Here is a 15,415-nt window from a genome sequence, read left to right as displayed (position 1 = left end):
TATCTATACTACACCAGCCACGACAACGAAAACCAAGTTTTATTGTAGCCGCCAACAAATAGGAATTAAGAACCGTCTTGGGCAATCAGAGCCAGTTGGCTCTGATAATATTTTTAGCATGGGAAACACCGGACTAGGATATAAACTGACTGATTCTGGCAACAATAGATTCTTCAAACCGTATCCAACGTTCTACTCTGCTAACTGGAGTTTTGGAGAAGATGCCTTTACCCTGGATATATACAAAATCTCCCAGGTAAAAGATGATAATGAGGTTCAGGCGGGAGTCTTTGCCGAATTCGTGGCTCCAGACCTTACTCCTGCCCCGATTTCATTTGAGCTGCAGAATTCGTTCCGTATTGTCAGTGCTACATGCGTGATCGCTCCCGTTCCACCGGTCAATATGGGTCAGCAAAAGTCAGAAAATTTTAAAACCATAAACAGCCGATCAACTCCGGTGAGTTTCAACATTAAGCTCTCTAACTGCCCTTCCTTGAAAAAAGTCACATATCAGCTAGACCCTACCACTTCAATTCTGAGCTACAACAACTCAATTGTGGCATTGGATCAATCCTCCACCGCCGAAGGCATAGGTATCCAGATCCTCGACAACAACGATAAGCCACTTCCATTAAATAAACCGAACCCATTAATTGAGAACTTCCAGACAAGCGACAGCTTTACCATTCCAATGAAGGCTGCATATATTAAAACCCAAGACACAGTTAAAGCAGGCAGTGCCAATGCATCTTTAACTTTCACAATCTATTACGAATAGCAAACACATCCACTCGACCACAGCAACAAAACGCCCCCCGACATTGGATTTTTATTTCCTCAGAATCAAATAGAAAAACTCTTAACAAAAAACAGGACGACAGGCAATATACTTCAACTAACCTTATTGGAATAATGGCTGTCGAGAGAGAGAGGAGTGCACACCAACGAAATACAGCGAGTCAAAAAATACATATGCGGTGTTAAGCAAAAAAATTAGTTTGCTGCGATAACGCACACCTATCTGCTCCAACTTTATTGTCCGGAGGTTCGCTGCAAGATCACTATTAGACATTTAATATCATCGACAAATCACAAAAAATCAATATTATGCAATTTAATTAACAACACTTTATATTATCTATCCCCCCATTAAAACAAGATCTATTATAAAGCATAAACCCCACCGCGCCCCTTGGAGCAGGAGACGCTCCCTGTACAATTAGCAGTATAAATCATACATTACCTAAGGGCAGGATTCTCGAAGGTATTGTGGCTATTAACTATCGACCACCATGCATTATGCCCTCACTCAAAGCACTCGTTATTTCTACAGACCCGAAGTACAGAGGCGAAACAATTGATATTCTTTCTCAAGTCTTTCCAGACTGTATTTGTCGCGGGTTTCACTTAGGCTGTCTACATTCGAATGCAAAGCGATATCACTGCCGGAAGTGCTAATACATCCTTGACATACACGATGGATTACAAATAAAAACGAACATCAACCTCCCCCCCCTAAAGCTTTAAATATTTTCGCTGTTTTATATTCACTCATGACTCTAAAAACTACAATACCGCCCTCGCCACTCGACTCTAGGTTATCTCAGCCCTATTGAGCTGGAGCAGAGAAATGCGAGGAATACCCCTTAACCATCTGTCCATCGATTCCGGGATAGGCTAAAAATCAACGAATATACAGAGTAAATCACTATCTGAATTGGGAATTATAGATCCAGATCTGGAGGAGTTCTTTCAACCTAAATTCCGTTAGATACCTACAGATTCACGCGCTCTAAGCCCGCCATTGACAAAATGGCCCAGGCTCGTTCTTGAGCCTCACAATATTCCATATTGACATCACCTCGGCTCGAAACTATGGTTCGCCACAGACGGCTGCATGTCTGTAAGTATGTTTTGTGCCTTAAACACCTTCCAGCCCCGCACCTACACGTTTCTGCAGGCAAAAAAAAACCCGAAAATCCTCACTTTCGTGGGCCTTTCGGATTTTAAATACTGCTAGAAAATGGTGGGTCGTGTGGGATTCGAACCTACGACCAATTGGTTAAAAGCCAACTGCTCTACCAACTGAGCTAACGACCCGCTGTGTGGTGGCGCGTATAATACTGATTTCTAACGGGAATTCAACACCCTATGTGAAAAAAATCAAAAATAAGGTGTTGGATCGCTAACACCGGCCGCATTGAAGCCCTCCGCACGCAGACGGCAGCTGTCACATTTACCGCACGCGTGCCCGTTGTCGTCCGCCTGATAGCAGGAAACCGTCAGCCCGTAATCCACACCCAGGCGCACCCCGGCCTTGATGATCTCGGCCTTGCTGAGGTTCTGCAGAGGCGCCTGGATACGGAAGCCCTGCCCTTCAACACCGGCCTTGGTCGCCAGGTTGGCCATGCGCTCGAAAGCCTCGACGAACTCGGGACGGCAATCCGGGTAGCCGGAGTAATCCACGGCGTTGACGCCAATGAAGATATCCCGCGCCTCCAGGACTTCCGCCCAGCCCAGGGCCAAGGACAGGAACACGGTGTTGCGTGCCGGCACATAAGTAACCGGAATCCCCTCACCGGGTGTTTCCGGCACATCAATGGAACTGTCGGTCAGTGCCGAACCGCCAATGCCGTTGAGGTTCAGGCCGATCACCTTGTGCTCCACCACGCCCAGGTCGCGAGCCACGCGCTCGGCAGCGTGCAACTCGGCACGATGACGCTGGCCGTAATCAAAGCTCATGGTGTAGCAGCGGTAGCCTTCGGCACGGGCCATGGCCACCACGGTGGCCGAGTCCAGGCCGCCGGAGAGCAGGATCACTGCACGTTTTTCGGTCAACGTTTGGTTCTGTGCTTGCTCAGTCATGTCAGCGCCCCGGCTCATCATTCCAAAGGTATTTGTGCAGTTGCAGTTGCAGGCGCACCGGCAGGTTGTCAGCGACGATCCAGTCCGCCAGGTCCCGTGCATTCAGGTCATGGTGGCTCGGCGAGAACAGCACTTCACCGGCACGTCGCTCCAGGCCGTACTGGATCAGCTTGGACACGGCCCAGTCATAGTCCTCGCGGGAACAGATGACAAACTTGACCTGATCGTTGGCGGTCAGCAGCTCGATGTTCTCGTAGCGATTACGGTGGGACTCTTCGGACCCGGGAGTCTTCAGGTCGAGAATCCGGCTGACTCGCGGGTCCACCGCGGAGATATCCAGAGCACCACTGGTTTCCAGCGACACTTCATAACCGGCATCGCACAGCTGCTTGAGCAAGGGAATGGCATTGGGCTGGGCCAGCGGCTCACCGCCGGTGACACAGACATAACGCGGACGAAAACCGGCAACCTGCTCCAGCAGGCTGTCGAGGGTACGTTGGGTGCCACCGCTGAAGGCGTAGGCACTGTCGCAGTATTGGCAACGCAGCGGACATCCGGTCAGGCGCACAAAAACCGTGGGCAGCCCGGCAGTCCGAGTCTCCCCCTGCAACGAGTAGAAAACTTCGGTGATTCTCAATGTGTCTTGCATAGTCGCCACGGGCGTAACAGCTAAACAGGCTGTCCGCCTCCGTCAGGCACTTCAAGGAACCCCGCCATCGCGCAGATCCCAGGAAGCGTATTTCAGAAAAAGGGCATGGATTCTAACGAAAAAACCCGCGGCAAGCGCGGGTTTCTTGTAACGGCTGCCAACGCATTTACATGCGTTGCAGATCCCGTTGAGCCAACTGAGCGGCAGAAGTGCCAGGATACTGGGCTACCACCTGCTGCAGAATGCCTTTGACCCGGTCGGTATGACCCAGGCGACGCTCTACATCAGCCAGCTTGTACAGCGAGTCCGGCACCTTGGCGTGCTTCGGATACAGCTGGGAAACCTTGGCGAACGCCTGACCTGCACCTTGCAGATCGCCCTTGGCCAGGTTCACTTCACCCAGCCAATACTGGGCATTGCCGGCGTACTGACTATTGGGGTACTTGCGCAGGAATGCCGAGAAAGCCTGGCTGGCCTTGTCGAAATCCTTGGCTTTGATCAGGTCGAAGGCAGCATCGTAATAGAGCTTTTCCTTGGCCGGATCACCGGGTTCGCTGCTGGCGGCGGGTGCCTGGGCAGCAGCGCCAGCTGCAGCACCGGCGGCATTGGTATCGCCACCGGCAGAAGAATTCTCAGGAGTCGCGGCAGGTGCAACACCGCTTCCTATGCGCCGATCAAGATCCTGGTATCGCTCCAGGCTTTCCTGCTTCATGCGCGCTACATCATTTTGCAGAACTTCGATCACACCCTGTTGGCGTGCAATCTGCTCCTGCATTTGCTGCAGTTGCTGGAACAGCTCGCCCTGTGCCGAGACAGGGGTCGAGACCCCTCCCCCGGCATAGGCGCCGTTCGTGCCATAACCCGCTGGCGGATAACTGCTCCCGCTATTGTTATAGCCGGAGTTGTTATCGACCACAGGAACCGCAGACCACGCCGCGAGCGGCGTGAGACTGAGAGCCAAAATAGTTACAGCACGACGGCACGTTCGCATGACGAATTACTTACGCAGTTCGACGCGACGGTTTTGAGCCCAGGACTGCTCGTCGTGGCCAGTAGCAACTGGACGCTCTTTACCGTAGGAAACCAGCTCCAGCTGTGCAGGGGAAACGCCCTGCAGAACCAGGTAGCGCTGAACGGCTTTAGCACGACGCTCGCCCAGAGCCATGTTGTACTCACGAGTACCACGTTCGTCGGTGTTGCCTTCCAGAACAACGCGAGCGCCGTTTGCTTTCAGGTCTTTGGCGTGAACGTCCAGAGCGCGCATGGCTTCTGGCTTCAGGTCCGAGCTGTCGTATTCGAAGTAGAAGGTGGTGATTGCGCGCAGAGCAGCTTCTTCGCTCAGGGAGCCATCAACAGCACCGGTGTTAGCGCCGTAACCAGCGTTTGGATCAACAGCGCCTTCACCGGCGTTGTCGCCGCCTTTGGAGGAGCAACCTACAGCCACAGCCATGGCCAGAGCCAGCGCAGCAAACTTACCAAACTTCAACATTTCCATCGTGAAACTCCTAATGAACCCCAGTGTGTTAAGTGAAACATTGTAGCGCCGCGTCAGTTCAGGTAAGGGGACCAGGACGGTTCTCTGACTTCGCCTTGAGCGGTAGGAAGCGGGAGCCTCACACGTCCATTAATGGACACGAGCATCAAGACTCCCCGGCCCTGCTGGCGGGTGGCGTAGATTACCATGGTGCCGTTGGGCGCAACAGTAGCTGACTCATCAAGGTTAGTGTCTGTAAGGATTTTTACGCTACCGCGCTGCAAATCCTGAGCCGCTACCCGGAAGTTGGTGAAACCATCCTGGCGGTGAATCATTACCAGGGTCTTTTCGTCAGCAGAAAGTTTCGGGTTGGCGTTGTAGTTACCAATAAAGGTCACACGTTCGGCGCCACCGCCATTGATATTGCTTTTATAGACTTGCGGCTTGCCGCCACGGTCGGAGGTGAAATAGATGGTGGAACCATCCTTGCCCCAGAACGGCTCGGTGTTGATGCCCGGGCCACTGGTGACGCGGCTGATCTGCCGGGATGCCATGTTCATCACATAGATATCCGGGTTGCCGTCCTTGGACAGAACGAATGCCAGGCGAGTGCCATCCGGCGACCAGGCAGGCGCACCGTTCAGGCCTTCGAAGTTGGTGATCTGCTCACGACGCCCGGTGTCGATGTGCTGGACGAAGATCCGCGGACGCTTCTGCTCGAACGACACGTACGCAATGCGCTTGCCATCCGGAGCGAAACGCGGCGACAGGATCGGCTCGCGGGACTGCAACAGAGTCACGGCCCGTGCACCGTCGTAGTCCGAACGCTGCAAGGTGTAACGGGTGTTGTTCACCGAGAAGCGCTCAGCCGTCACATACAGCAGGCGCGTCGAGAACGCTCCCTTGATGCCGGTGAGCTTTTCAAAGGACTGGTCGGAAATGTAGTGCGACATGTCCCGCAGTTGATCGACACTGCCCGATACGCTACCGGTCAGCACTTGCTGCTCGGTGGCGACGTTGAACAGCGCGTATTGCACCTGCAGGCGACCGCCCGCTGGAACAATGCTGCCGACCATCACGTACTGGGCACCCAGCGCTTTCCAGTCACGGAAAATGACTTCGCTGGCCTGGGTGGGCAAGCTGATCATGTTCTGCTTTGGAATCGGTGCGTAGTAACCCGAGTTGCGCAGGTCATCACCGATGATCTGCGCCATGTCGTCCGGCAGCACGCTGCCGCCTTGCCAGCCAAACGGCACTACCGCAATCGGGGTCGCCCGGTCACTGCCACTGGTGACCAGAATGTTTTTTTCATCCGCTGCCGCTATCCCTGCCATACAGCAAATAACGACAAGCATTCCTCGAAGAAGGTTTCTCACAAGGCTAGATCCTCAGGTGTGAATGTCATCTTGAATGAACGATAGGGCGCGAAATCCTTCGGACTCAAACCCTGCATTTCTGTCAAACGCCCAATGTTCTTGACTGCCGCCACCGCCGAAGCGTCGAACGGACCATCACCACTGGACTTGATCACGCTAACCGTAGTCACCGTGCCATCAGGCAACATGCCGATCCGCAGTTCCACCGTCATGCCCTTGCGCGCCGAAGGAGGACGAGCCCAGCCTTCCGCTGCACGGATACGAATCAGGTCATCGAAACTGCCCGCGACACTGTCCCCCACCTCATCCGACTTCGTGGCTTCACGCTCCGGCGTATCGGATAGCAAGTCTGCCAGGGCCTGGGCCTTTTTCTCTTCGGCAGATTTGCGCGCTGCTTCCTGGGCCTTTTTCTTCGCGGCGTCGGCGGCAGCTTTTTTCTTCGCATCCTCAGCGATCTTCTTCTTCGCCTCGTCAGCTTCAGCTTTCTTCTTCGCGTCTTCCGCGGCTTTCTTCTTCGCGTCTTCGACGATTTTTTTCTTGGCCTCTTCAGCGGCCTTTTTCTTGGCCTCTTCTTCAGCGGCTTTCTTGGCTTCTTCTTCGGCTTTCTTCTTGGCTACATCAGCCAATTGCTTCTCTTCAGCCTTCTTGGCTTCCGCAGTTTTCTTGGCTTCATCAGCCTTCTTCGCCTCGTCAGCCTTCTTGGCTTCATCGGCCTTTTTCGCTTCCGCGGCCTTTTGAGCAGCCTCTTCTTTCTTTTGTTCCGCAGCCTTGATCTCTTCCTGCTCGACCTTCTTCTGCTCCAGTTGCTCGGCTTCGGTCTGACGCGCGGCGGATTTCTTCGCCTCACCCGCAATTTTTTGATTGGTCTGGGTGGTCGCCGGGCTCTTGGATTTCAGCTGATACAGGGTCGCCTGGACGATCGGCTTGGCCGGGGGCAATTCCGGGGTCATGGCGAAGCTGACGAACAGCATGCCAAACACCAGCACGTGCAGGGCGATTGCCCAGACACTAGGCCAGAAGTAGCTTTCCGAGGCGGACGGCTCTCGCTGTTGGTGCATCAGGGCGCCTCGGTAATCAAGCCAACGTTACCGACTCCGGCTTTCTGCAGGCCGCCCATGGCACCCATCACGGCGCCGTAGTCGACGGATTTATCACCGCGAATGAACACCTGGGTGTGTTTGCCGCCTTCGTTGCCGGCACGGATGATCTTGGTCACCGCGTCGGTCATCTGCGGCAAGGTCATCGCCTTGTCCTGTTGCTTTTCGGTGTCGACTTCACTGCCAAGGTTCCAGTAGTAGGTCTTGTCAGCCTTGATCGAAATGGTCAGTACCTGGGTGTTGTTGTCCTGGGGCAAGGCTTCGCTGGAAACCTTGGGCAGGTCAACTTTCACGCCCTGATTGAGCATCGGCGCGGTCACCATGAAGATAACCAGCAGTACCAACATCACGTCGATGTAAGGCACCACGTTCATCTCGGCAACCGGCTTGCGTTTGTGGCGAACTCGGGCCATTGGGTTTACCTGCTCACTCTTCGCTGGTGTGCACTTTACGGTGCAGGATCGCCTGGAACTCGTCGGCGAAGGTGTAGTAGCGGCTGATCAGCGTCTCGCCACGAGCGGCGAAACGGTTGTAGGCGATCACCGCCGGGATGGCCGCGAACAGGCCGATGGCCGTAGCGATCAGGGCCTCGGCGATACCCGGAGCCACAGTGGCCAGGGTCGCTTGCTGGGCCTGGGCCAGGCCGCGGAAGGAGTTCATGATCCCCCAAACGGTACCGAACAGACCGATGTACGGGCTGACCGAACCCACAGTGGCGAGGAACGGCAGGCTCTGCTCGAGCTTTTCTTCTTCGCGGGAGATCGCTACGCGCATGGCACGGGCTACGCCTTCCATGACTGCTTCAGGATCGACACCCGGCTGCTGACGCAGGCGGGAGAATTCCTTGAAGCCGGCACGGAAGATCTGCTCCACGCCGGAATCCGGATCAGGGTTGCTGCCCGCCTGACGGTACAGCTTGGACAGGTCGATACCGGACCAGAAGCGCTCTTCGAAGCTCTCCAGGGCACGTCGACCGGCGCGCAGCAGGTTGCTGCGCTGAAAGATCATGATCCATGAAGTCACCGATGCGGCAACCAGGGTCAGCATTACCAACTGCACTACAACGCTGGCATTGCTGACCAGGCTCCACATGGAGGAATGGTCGACGACGTTAGCTTCCACGCTTTATCTCCTGCTCTGAGTGTGTACCCGCGCTGCTCTCGTCGGCAAAGGCCGTACGCAGAGCGTCTGGAATGGCGCGGGGTTTGAAATTGTCGGCGCGCACACAGGCCACCAGAAACTGCCCCTCGCAGAGCAGCACATTGTCTGTGGCCCGCCTGACCTGCTGAGTGAAGCGCAGGCTGACCCGGTTCAATTCGGTAACTTGGGCACTGACCAGAAGCTCGTCGTCCAGTCGCGCCGGCGCGTGATAACGCGCTTCGCTGGAATGCACGACAAATAACAGGTTCTCCCCTGCCAGCTGCGATTGGGCAAAGCCCATGTGTCGTAGCCGCTCGGTTCGAGCCCGCTCCATAAACTTAAGGTAATTAACGTAATACACGATGCCGCCGGCATCGGTGTCCTCGTAATAAACGCGACAACGATGTGCGAACGGCTCAAGCCCGTTTTGCGCGCGCATACTCTAGTGCTTACTCCTCAGGTTGCCAATCCGGCCAGGCAACTGTTTTTTCATTCTTGTACGACTTTTCGTGATGTTTTAACGATGCCAGTCCCTAGGACAGCACAAACCCCGAATAAATCGACAAGGCGCGGGTTATTAATCGTCCACGGCATCGAGGAATTCGTCTACCACGGGCATGTCCCCCATTCGTGACGGGATGTTTAGCCCGAAGTGCAGATAGGCATGCCGGGTTACCACACGACCACGAGGGGTACGCATGATGTAGCCCTGCTGGATCAGATACGGTTCCAGCACATCCTCGATGGTATGACGCTCCTCGCTGATGGCCGCAGCCAGGCTGTCGACCCCTACCGGGCCACCGTCGAACTTCTCGATCATGGTCAGCAATAGACGCCGGTCCTGGTGGTCGAAGCCACGCTCATCAACGTCCAGCAGGTTCAGTGCCAGATCAGCGATCGGCTTGGTGATATGCCCCTTGGCCCGCACTTCAGCGAAGTCCCGTACCCGACGCAACAGGCGGTTGGCGATCCGCGGAGTACCCCGGGCGCGCCGAGCCACCTCGAAGGCGCCTTCCGGGTCCAGCGGCAGTCCGAGAATACCGGCGGAACGACTGACGATGGTCGCCAAGTCCGCGGTGCTATAGAACTCCAGGCGCTGGACGATACCGAAACGATCGCGCAACGGGTTGGTCAGCATCCCCGCCCGCGTGGTCGCCCCCACCAGAGTGAACGGCGGCAGGTCCAGCTTGATCGAGCGCGCCGCAGGGCCTTCGCCAATCATGATGTCGAGCTGAAAGTCCTCCATGGCCGGGTACAACACTTCCTCGACGATCGGCGACAGCCGATGAATCTCGTCGATGAACAGCACATCATGGGGCTCAAGATTGGTCAGCAGCGCCGCCAGATCACCAGGGCGCTCCAGTACCGGGCCGGAAGTGCTCTTGATCGATACCCCCATTTCCTCGGCGATGATATTGGCCAAGGTGGTCTTGCCCAGCCCCGGAGGGCCGAAGATCAGGGTGTGATCCAGGGATTCGTTGCGCCCACGGGCGGCCTGGATGAACAGCTCCATCTGCTCGCGCACGCTGGGCTGGCCGATGTAGTCGGCCAGGCTGACCGGGCGAATCGCCCGGTCCTGGATTTCCTCGCGCTCACGGGGCCCCGTGGCGGCGATCAGACGGTCAGCTTCAATCACTTAAATCATTCCCTTCAGGGCTCGGCGGATCATGTCTTCACTGCTCAAGCCTTTGTCTTTGATCGCAGATACCGCCTTACTGGCCTCCTGCGGCTTGTAGCCCAGGGAGATCAGCGCACTGACCGCATCCGACTCGGCGCTGGCCACCGGCACTGGCGCATCCGGCTGGTTCGGCACCAGGGCAAACATGCTCGGTACGGCCTCCCAGGCCTTGAAGCGGTCCTTGAGTTCCACCAGCAGGCGCTCGGCTGTCTTCTTGCCGACCCCAGGCACCTTGGTCAAGGCCGAAGTGTCCTGGGCCTGCACGCAACGCACCAGCTCATCCACCTCAAGGCTCGACATCAAGGCCAGGGCCAGTTTCGGGCCTACACCATTGAGACGGATCAACTCGCGGAAAAAGTCTCGCTCGCGCTTGCTGGCGAAGCCGTAGAGTAACTGCGCGTCCTCACGGACGACCAAATGGGTGTGCAAGGTCAGGGGTTCGCCGACCGACGGCAGGCGATACAGGGTGGTCATCGGCACTTCGACTTCGTACCCCAGCCCGTTTACATCAAGAATCAGGTGCGGCGGCTGTTTCTCAGCCAGGGTGCCGCGCAAGCGTCCAATCACGTTTCAGATCCTTAGGCGATGGCCAGCCCGCAGCTGGCGACTCGTTGGGCGAGCGTCCGCGCCGGCTACCCAGGCGTAAAACGCTCAACCCCTAAAATGACTGCGCTGATGCTATCAGAGACGCAGGCGGCCGCCACGACTGCGTGCCGTTCCCAGGCCATGGGGCAGCAGGCTGGAACGGGTGTGAGCGTGACAGATGGCGATGGCCAGGGCATCCGAGGCATCGATCTGCGGCTTGGTGGTCAATTTGAGCAGGTGCATGACCATCATCTGTACCTGTTCCTTGTTGGCGCCGCCGGTGCCGGCCACAGCCTGCTTGACCTGGGTGGCGGTATATTCGGCGATCTCCAGCCCTTCTTCGGCACCGGCGACAATCGCTGCGCCACGTGCCTGGCCGAGCTTCAGCGCCGAGTCGGCGTTGCGCGCCATGAACACCTTCTCGATCCCCATGGTCACCGGACCGTAGGTCTGGATGACCTCACGAACACCGCGATAGACGATCTGCAGCCGATCGGGCAGCTCACCGGCGCCGGTACGGATGCAACCGGAAGCCACGTACACACAGCCGCGCCCCGTGTCTCGAACCACGCCATAGCCGGTAATGCGCGAACCGGGGTCGATGCCAAGAATAAGAGTCATAACGCCTGCTGCTTGAATAAAGAGGCTTGCCGGCCATGACCGGAACCGCGAAAAGGCAGAAGCCGGAAGTACCTTGCCGCGCAATCATCGCGGCTTCGCACATCCGGCTTCAAGGTTAGTGCAGTTGGATCAGCCGAGCTGCTCGGCAACCGACTCCGGAATATCCGCATTGGAATAGACGTTCTGCACGTCATCCAGGTCTTCCAGCATGTCGATCAGCTTGAGAACCTTCTCCGCGCCTTCCAGGTCCAGTTCGGCACTGGTGGTCGGCAGCATGACGATTTCCGCGTCCGCAGCAGTGAAACCCGCCGCATCCAAGGCATTGCGCACGCCATAGAAACCGGCGAACGAGGTAAACACATCGACGGAGCCGTCTTCGTTGCTGACCACGTCGTCGGCATCGGCTTCCATCGCCGCGTCCATCAACGCGTCCTCATCGACACCTTCGGTGAAGGTGATCTGACCCTTGCGCTCGAACAGATAGGCCACCGAACCGTCGGTACCCAGGTTACCGCCGCACTTGCTGAACGCATGACGAACAGCTGCCGCGGTGCGGTTGCGGTTGTCGGTCATGCACTCGACCATCACCGCCACGCCGTTGGGGCCGTAGCCTTCATAGGTCAGCTCGACCACATCGTCGCTGCCGGCAGCGCCGGTACCACGGGCGATGGCCCGATCGATGATGTCGCGGCTCATGTTGGCACCCAGGGCCTTGTCCAGGGCCAGGCGCAGGCGCGGGTTGGAGTTGGGATCGCCGCCGCCCTGACGGGCCGCGACGGTCAGCTCACGAATCCACTTGGTGAAGATCTTGCCTCTTTTGGCATCCTGACGCTCTTTGCGGTGCTTGATGTTCGCCCACTTGGAATGACCTGCCATAACTTGCTCCAAATTCTCTTTGAAACATTGCCCACGCCGCATGGCGGGTGCGGGCAACAAAAACTCGACCCATAGAAAAAGCGCACCCGAAGGTGCGCCTTATCGGGCCGGCTTATTCAGCCTTGGGCTGTTCGCGCAGGCGGATGTGCAGCTCGCGCAGAGCCTTGGCATCCACCAGACCCGGTGCCTGAGTCATGACGCAGGCCGCGCTCTGGGTTTTCGGGAAGGCGATCACTTCACGGATCGACTGGGCGCCGGTCATCAGCATCACCAGGCGATCCAGGCCGAAGGCCAGGCCACCGTGCGGCGGCGCGCCGTACTTGAGGGCGTCCAGCAGGAAGCCGAACTTCTCTTCCTGTTCCGCTTCGCTGATGCCCAGCAGGCGGAATACCGCTTGCTGCATTTCCTTGCGGTGGATACGGATCGAACCGCCACCCAATTCGGTGCCGTTCAAAACCATGTCGTAGGCGCGCGACAGAGCGGTAGCCGGGTTGGCTTCCAGTTCTTCCGGCGAGCACTTCGGCGCAGTGAACGGGTGATGCAGGGCGGTGAAGCTGCCGTCGTCGTTCTCTTCGAACATCGGGAAGTCGACAACCCACATCGGCGCCCATTCGCACGTCAGCAGGTTAAGGTCGTGACCGAGCTTGATACGCAGCGCGCCCAGGGCTTCGCTGACGATCTTGGCCTTGTCGGCCCCGAAGAACACGATGTCGCCGTCGACCGCGCCCACGCGATCGAGAATCACGTTCAGATTGGCTTCCGGGATGTTCTTGACGATCGGCGACTGCAAACCTTCAACACCCTTGGCGCGCTCGTTGACCTTGATGTAGGCCAGGCCCTTGGCGCCGTAGATGCCGACAAACTTGGTGTAGTCGTCGATCTGTTTGCGCGGCATGCTCGCCCCACCAGGAACGCGCAAGGCAGCGATACGGCATTTCGGATCGTTGGCCGGGCCGCTGAACACCTTGAATTCCACGTCCTTGAGCTGGTCGGCAACGTCCACCAGTTCCAGCGGGTTGCGCAGGTCCGGCTTGTCGGAACCGTAGCGACGCATCGCCTCTTCAAAGGTCATGTGCGGGAATTCGCCGAATTCCAGATCCAGCACTTCCTTGAACAGGTTGCGGATCATGCCTTCGGTCAGGCCCATGATGTCTTTTTCGTCGAGGAAACTGGTCTCGATGTCGATCTGAGTGAACTCAGGCTGACGGTCGGCACGCAGGTCTTCATCGCGGAAGCACTTGGCGATCTGGTAGTAGCGGTCGAAGCCGGCCACCATCAGCAGCTGCTTGAACAGCTGTGGCGATTGCGGCAGGGCAAAGAAGCTGCCCGCGTGGGTACGGCTCGGTACCAGGTAGTCGCGAGCACCTTCAGGGGTGGCGCGGGTCAGGATCGGGGTTTCCACGTCGAGGAAACCGTTCTCGTCCAGGTAGCGACGGATGCTGGTGGTCATGCGCGAACGCAGACGCAGCTTCTCGGCCATTTCCGGACGACGCAGGTCGATGAAGCGATAGCGCAGACGGGTTTCTTCACCCACGTCGGAGTATTCGTTGAGCGGGAACGGCGGGGTTTCCGCTTCGTTCAGCACTTCCAGCTCGTAGCCCAGGACTTCGATCATGCCCGAAGCCATGTTGGCGTTGCCGGCACCGGCCGGACGCAGACGGACCTTGCCGGTGATCTTGACTACGTATTCGCTGCGCACGCGGTCGGCGGCGGCGAAGGTTTCAGCGCGGTCCGGGTCGAACACCACCTGGGCCAGACCTTCACGATCACGGATATCGAGGAAAATCACTCCGCCATGGTCACGGCGACGGTGGACCCATCCGCAAAGGGTTACTTCCTGACCTTCCAGGCTTTCGTTCAGTTGGCCGCAATAATGGCTGCGCATCATGGTAGTGGTTTCACTTCTCGTAATTCGAAATTCGATGGAGGCCTTGCGCACCTCGAGGTGCCGGTTAGTGCAAGAGCTCGCGCGTGTCGTTCAACTTAGTCAGCTTTGTCGCCACCGGCCAGATTCTTCTTGGAGCCGGTCTTGAAGTCGGTTTCATACCAGCCGGTACCACTGAGGCGGAAACCGGGCATGGACAGCATCTTTTTCAGTTCAGGCGCCTGACAGGCAGGGCAATCGACCAGCGGCGCGGCGCTGATCTTTTGAATGGCTTCCAACTGATGACCACAGGAAGCGCATTGGTAGTCGTACATGGGCATGGGGGCGTCTCGGCAATCCAGATTACTGCTTGAACTACAGCCAGAGCCCACGCCAAAGCTCGGGCTACCTAGCAAAGAGCGGGATTATATCCATTAAATCGGCCCTGTGCAGCCGTATGACCATATAGATAGCGGACGCTGTGAAAAGGCGCGAATGACGCCCAGGACGTCATTCGCTATTACAGGCTTAACGGTTTTCCAGCAGAGAGCGCAGCATCCACGCGGTTTTTTCATGCACCTGCATACGCTGGGTCAGCAGATCCGCGGTCGGTTCATCGCTGACCTTGTCCAGCAACGGAAAGATGCCCCGGGCGGTGCGGGTTACCGCTTCCTGACCGGCCACCAGCTGTTTGATCATTTCTTCAGCCGCCGGCACGCCCTCCTCCTCCTTGATCGAGGACAGTCGGGCATAAATGGAATAGGCGCCCGGCGCCGGGAACCCCAAGGCACGGATACGTTCGGCAATCAGGTCGACGGCCAGGGCGAGTTCGTTGTATTGCTCTTCGAACATCAAGTGCAGGGTGCGAAATTGTGGGCCGGTGACGTTCCAATGGAAGTTATGGGTTTTCAGGTACAACACGTAAGTATCCGAAAGCAGACGGGAAAGGCCGTCGACGATGGATTTACGATCTTCTTCGCTGATACCGATATCAATTGCCATGTTTCTCTCCGTTAACGGGATGGATTCACCCAATCAGCTGCCGGACCACTCTAGCAAGAGTACTGCACCCCCGCCGACCCGGATCGTCGATCAGCCTGCGGTGGATTGTCTCGCGGCCCAGCCAAGGCCTTTAAGCGTTGAGTTCGAGCCAGATCTGACAGCAGGGAAAAACCGACGTTCCTTGGAAA

Annotated in this window: 17 protein-coding genes and 1 tRNA gene; 1 reads left to right on the top strand and 17 read right to left on the bottom strand. The window is 57.1% G+C overall.

Annotated elements, in window-relative coordinates; genetic code table 11:
• Positions 1 to 778: fimbrial protein (locus BLX41_RS19000; RefSeq protein ID WP_185073673.1), on the top strand; the 778-nt coding region annotated here is incomplete at its 5' end.
• A gap of 1,246 nt (positions 779 to 2,024) precedes the next feature.
• On the opposite strand, the gene BLX41_RS18995 is transcribed toward BLX41_RS19000, so the two are convergent.
• The 17 genes from BLX41_RS18995 to BLX41_RS18915 form a co-directional block, all read right to left on the bottom strand.
• A tRNA-Lys gene (locus BLX41_RS18995) sits at positions 2,025 to 2,100 on the bottom strand.
• A gap of 63 nt (positions 2,101 to 2,163) precedes the next feature.
• On the bottom strand, positions 2,164 to 2,865 hold the full coding sequence (gene queC / locus BLX41_RS18990; RefSeq protein WP_123726125.1) for a 7-cyano-7-deazaguanine synthase QueC: 702 nt from the start codon (positions 2,863 to 2,865) through the stop codon (positions 2,164 to 2,166).
• Position 2,866: 1 nt separating this feature from the next.
• On the bottom strand, positions 2,867 to 3,514 hold the full coding sequence (queE, locus tag BLX41_RS18985) for a 7-carboxy-7-deazaguanine synthase QueE (protein WP_123726124.1): 648 nt from the start codon (positions 3,512 to 3,514) through the stop codon (positions 2,867 to 2,869).
• Between the two features lie 166 nt (positions 3,515 to 3,680).
• Positions 3,681 to 4,505 (bottom strand): tol-pal system protein YbgF, encoded by an 825-nt coding sequence (ybgF, locus tag BLX41_RS18980; protein ID WP_123726123.1) that lies wholly within the window; start codon positions 4,503 to 4,505, stop codon positions 3,681 to 3,683.
• Between the two features lie 6 nt (positions 4,506 to 4,511).
• The gene (gene pal, locus BLX41_RS18975) at positions 4,512 to 5,009 is read right to left on the bottom strand and encodes a peptidoglycan-associated lipoprotein Pal (protein ID WP_003227510.1); all 498 of its coding nucleotides are present in this window, start codon (positions 5,007 to 5,009) and stop codon (positions 4,512 to 4,514) included.
• Positions 5,010 to 5,062: 53 nt separating this feature from the next.
• On the bottom strand, positions 5,063 to 6,343 hold the full coding sequence (tolB, locus tag BLX41_RS18970) for a Tol-Pal system beta propeller repeat protein TolB (protein WP_015636767.1): 1,281 nt from the start codon (positions 6,341 to 6,343) through the stop codon (positions 5,063 to 5,065).
• A 17-nt stretch (positions 6,344 to 6,360) separates the two neighbouring features.
• A complete protein-coding gene (gene tolA / locus BLX41_RS18965; protein ID WP_123726122.1) occupies positions 6,361 to 7,422 on the bottom strand; it encodes a cell envelope integrity protein TolA in 1,062 nt (353 codons plus the stop codon).
• Positions 7,422 to 7,874 carry a protein TolR gene (tolR, locus tag BLX41_RS18960; protein WP_011063015.1) on the bottom strand — a complete coding sequence of 151 codons (453 nt, stop codon included), beginning with the start codon at positions 7,872 to 7,874 and terminating at the stop codon, positions 7,422 to 7,424. Before tolR ends, tolA begins: the two co-directional genes overlap by 1 nt.
• 13 nt (positions 7,875 to 7,887) lie before the next feature.
• Positions 7,888 to 8,583, bottom strand: coding sequence for a protein TolQ (gene tolQ, locus BLX41_RS18955; RefSeq protein ID WP_011063016.1), 696 nt, complete (start codon positions 8,581 to 8,583; stop codon positions 7,888 to 7,890).
• Entirely contained in the window at positions 8,573 to 9,040 is a 468-nt protein-coding gene (gene ybgC / locus BLX41_RS18950) for a tol-pal system-associated acyl-CoA thioesterase (RefSeq protein ID WP_123726121.1), read from the bottom strand. The genes tolQ and ybgC overlap by 11 nt, the downstream gene beginning before the upstream one ends.
• A 138-nt stretch (positions 9,041 to 9,178) precedes the next feature.
• A complete protein-coding gene (gene ruvB / locus BLX41_RS18945) occupies positions 9,179 to 10,237 on the bottom strand; it encodes a Holliday junction branch migration DNA helicase RuvB (protein ID WP_011063018.1) in 1,059 nt (352 codons plus the stop codon).
• Entirely contained in the window at positions 10,238 to 10,846 is a 609-nt protein-coding gene (gene ruvA / locus BLX41_RS18940; protein ID WP_123726120.1) for a Holliday junction branch migration protein RuvA, read from the bottom strand.
• 114 nt (positions 10,847 to 10,960) lie between these two features.
• Positions 10,961 to 11,485, bottom strand: a complete 525-nt coding sequence (ruvC, locus tag BLX41_RS18935; protein ID WP_011063020.1) for a crossover junction endodeoxyribonuclease RuvC — start codon at positions 11,483 to 11,485, stop codon at positions 10,961 to 10,963.
• Between the two features lie 129 nt (positions 11,486 to 11,614).
• Positions 11,615 to 12,361 (bottom strand): YebC/PmpR family DNA-binding transcriptional regulator, encoded by a 747-nt coding sequence (locus tag BLX41_RS18930; RefSeq protein ID WP_123726119.1) that lies wholly within the window; start codon positions 12,359 to 12,361, stop codon positions 11,615 to 11,617.
• A gap of 112 nt (positions 12,362 to 12,473) precedes the next feature.
• Positions 12,474 to 14,249: an aspartate--tRNA ligase gene (gene aspS, locus BLX41_RS18925; RefSeq protein WP_123726118.1), complete on the bottom strand. Its 1,776-nt coding sequence runs from the start codon at positions 14,247 to 14,249 to the stop codon at positions 12,474 to 12,476.
• A 95-nt stretch (positions 14,250 to 14,344) separates the two neighbouring features.
• Positions 14,345 to 14,566, bottom strand: coding sequence for an FmdB family zinc ribbon protein (locus BLX41_RS18920; protein WP_010457489.1), 222 nt, complete (start codon positions 14,564 to 14,566; stop codon positions 14,345 to 14,347).
• 187 nt (positions 14,567 to 14,753) lie between these two features.
• Complete coding sequence (locus BLX41_RS18915; RefSeq protein WP_011063023.1) at positions 14,754 to 15,227, bottom strand: Dps family protein; 474 nt, start codon at positions 15,225 to 15,227, stop codon at positions 14,754 to 14,756.
• Between the last annotated feature and the right edge of the window lie 188 nt (positions 15,228 to 15,415).

The organism is Pseudomonas protegens (assembly GCF_003732485.1).
GTDB classification, from domain to species: Bacteria; Pseudomonadota; Gammaproteobacteria; order Pseudomonadales; family Pseudomonadaceae; genus Aquipseudomonas; species Aquipseudomonas protegens_B.
Note: the sequence above shows the minus strand (reverse complement) of the source record. Positions and strands in the feature narration are given on the sequence as shown.

What these genes read in the sequence shown, in the direction of transcription:
- queC (WP_123726125.1), bottom strand. Translation starts at nt 2,865, where the DNA reads ATGACTGAGCAAGCACAGAACCAAACGTTGACCGAAAAACGTGCAGTG.
- queE (WP_123726124.1), bottom strand. Translation starts at nt 3,514, where the DNA reads ATGCAAGACACATTGAGAATCACCGAAGTTTTCTACTCGTTGCAGGGG.
- ybgF (WP_123726123.1), bottom strand. Translation starts at nt 4,505, where the DNA reads ATGCGAACGTGCCGTCGTGCTGTAACTATTTTGGCTCTCAGTCTCACG.
- pal (WP_003227510.1), bottom strand. Translation starts at nt 5,009, where the DNA reads ATGGAAATGTTGAAGTTTGGTAAGTTTGCTGCGCTGGCTCTGGCCATG.
- tolB (WP_015636767.1), bottom strand. Translation starts at nt 6,343, where the DNA reads ATGCTTGTCGTTATTTGCTGTATGGCAGGGATAGCGGCAGCGGATGAA.
- tolA (WP_123726122.1), bottom strand. Translation starts at nt 7,422, where the DNA reads ATGCACCAACAGCGAGAGCCGTCCGCCTCGGAAAGCTACTTCTGGCCT.
- tolR (WP_011063015.1), bottom strand. Translation starts at nt 7,874, where the DNA reads ATGGCCCGAGTTCGCCACAAACGCAAGCCGGTTGCCGAGATGAACGTG.
- ybgC (WP_123726121.1), bottom strand. Translation starts at nt 9,040, where the DNA reads ATGCGCGCGCAAAACGGGCTTGAGCCGTTCGCACATCGTTGTCGCGTT.
- ruvC (WP_011063020.1), bottom strand. Translation starts at nt 11,485, where the DNA reads ATGACTCTTATTCTTGGCATCGACCCCGGTTCGCGCATTACCGGCTAT.
- BLX41_RS18930 (WP_123726119.1), bottom strand. Translation starts at nt 12,361, where the DNA reads ATGGCAGGTCATTCCAAGTGGGCGAACATCAAGCACCGCAAAGAGCGT.
- aspS (WP_123726118.1), bottom strand. Translation starts at nt 14,249, where the DNA reads ATGATGCGCAGCCATTATTGCGGCCAACTGAACGAAAGCCTGGAAGGT.
- BLX41_RS18920 (WP_010457489.1), bottom strand. Translation starts at nt 14,566, where the DNA reads ATGCCCATGTACGACTACCAATGCGCTTCCTGTGGTCATCAGTTGGAA.
- BLX41_RS18915 (WP_011063023.1), bottom strand. Translation starts at nt 15,227, where the DNA reads ATGGCAATTGATATCGGTATCAGCGAAGAAGATCGTAAATCCATCGTC.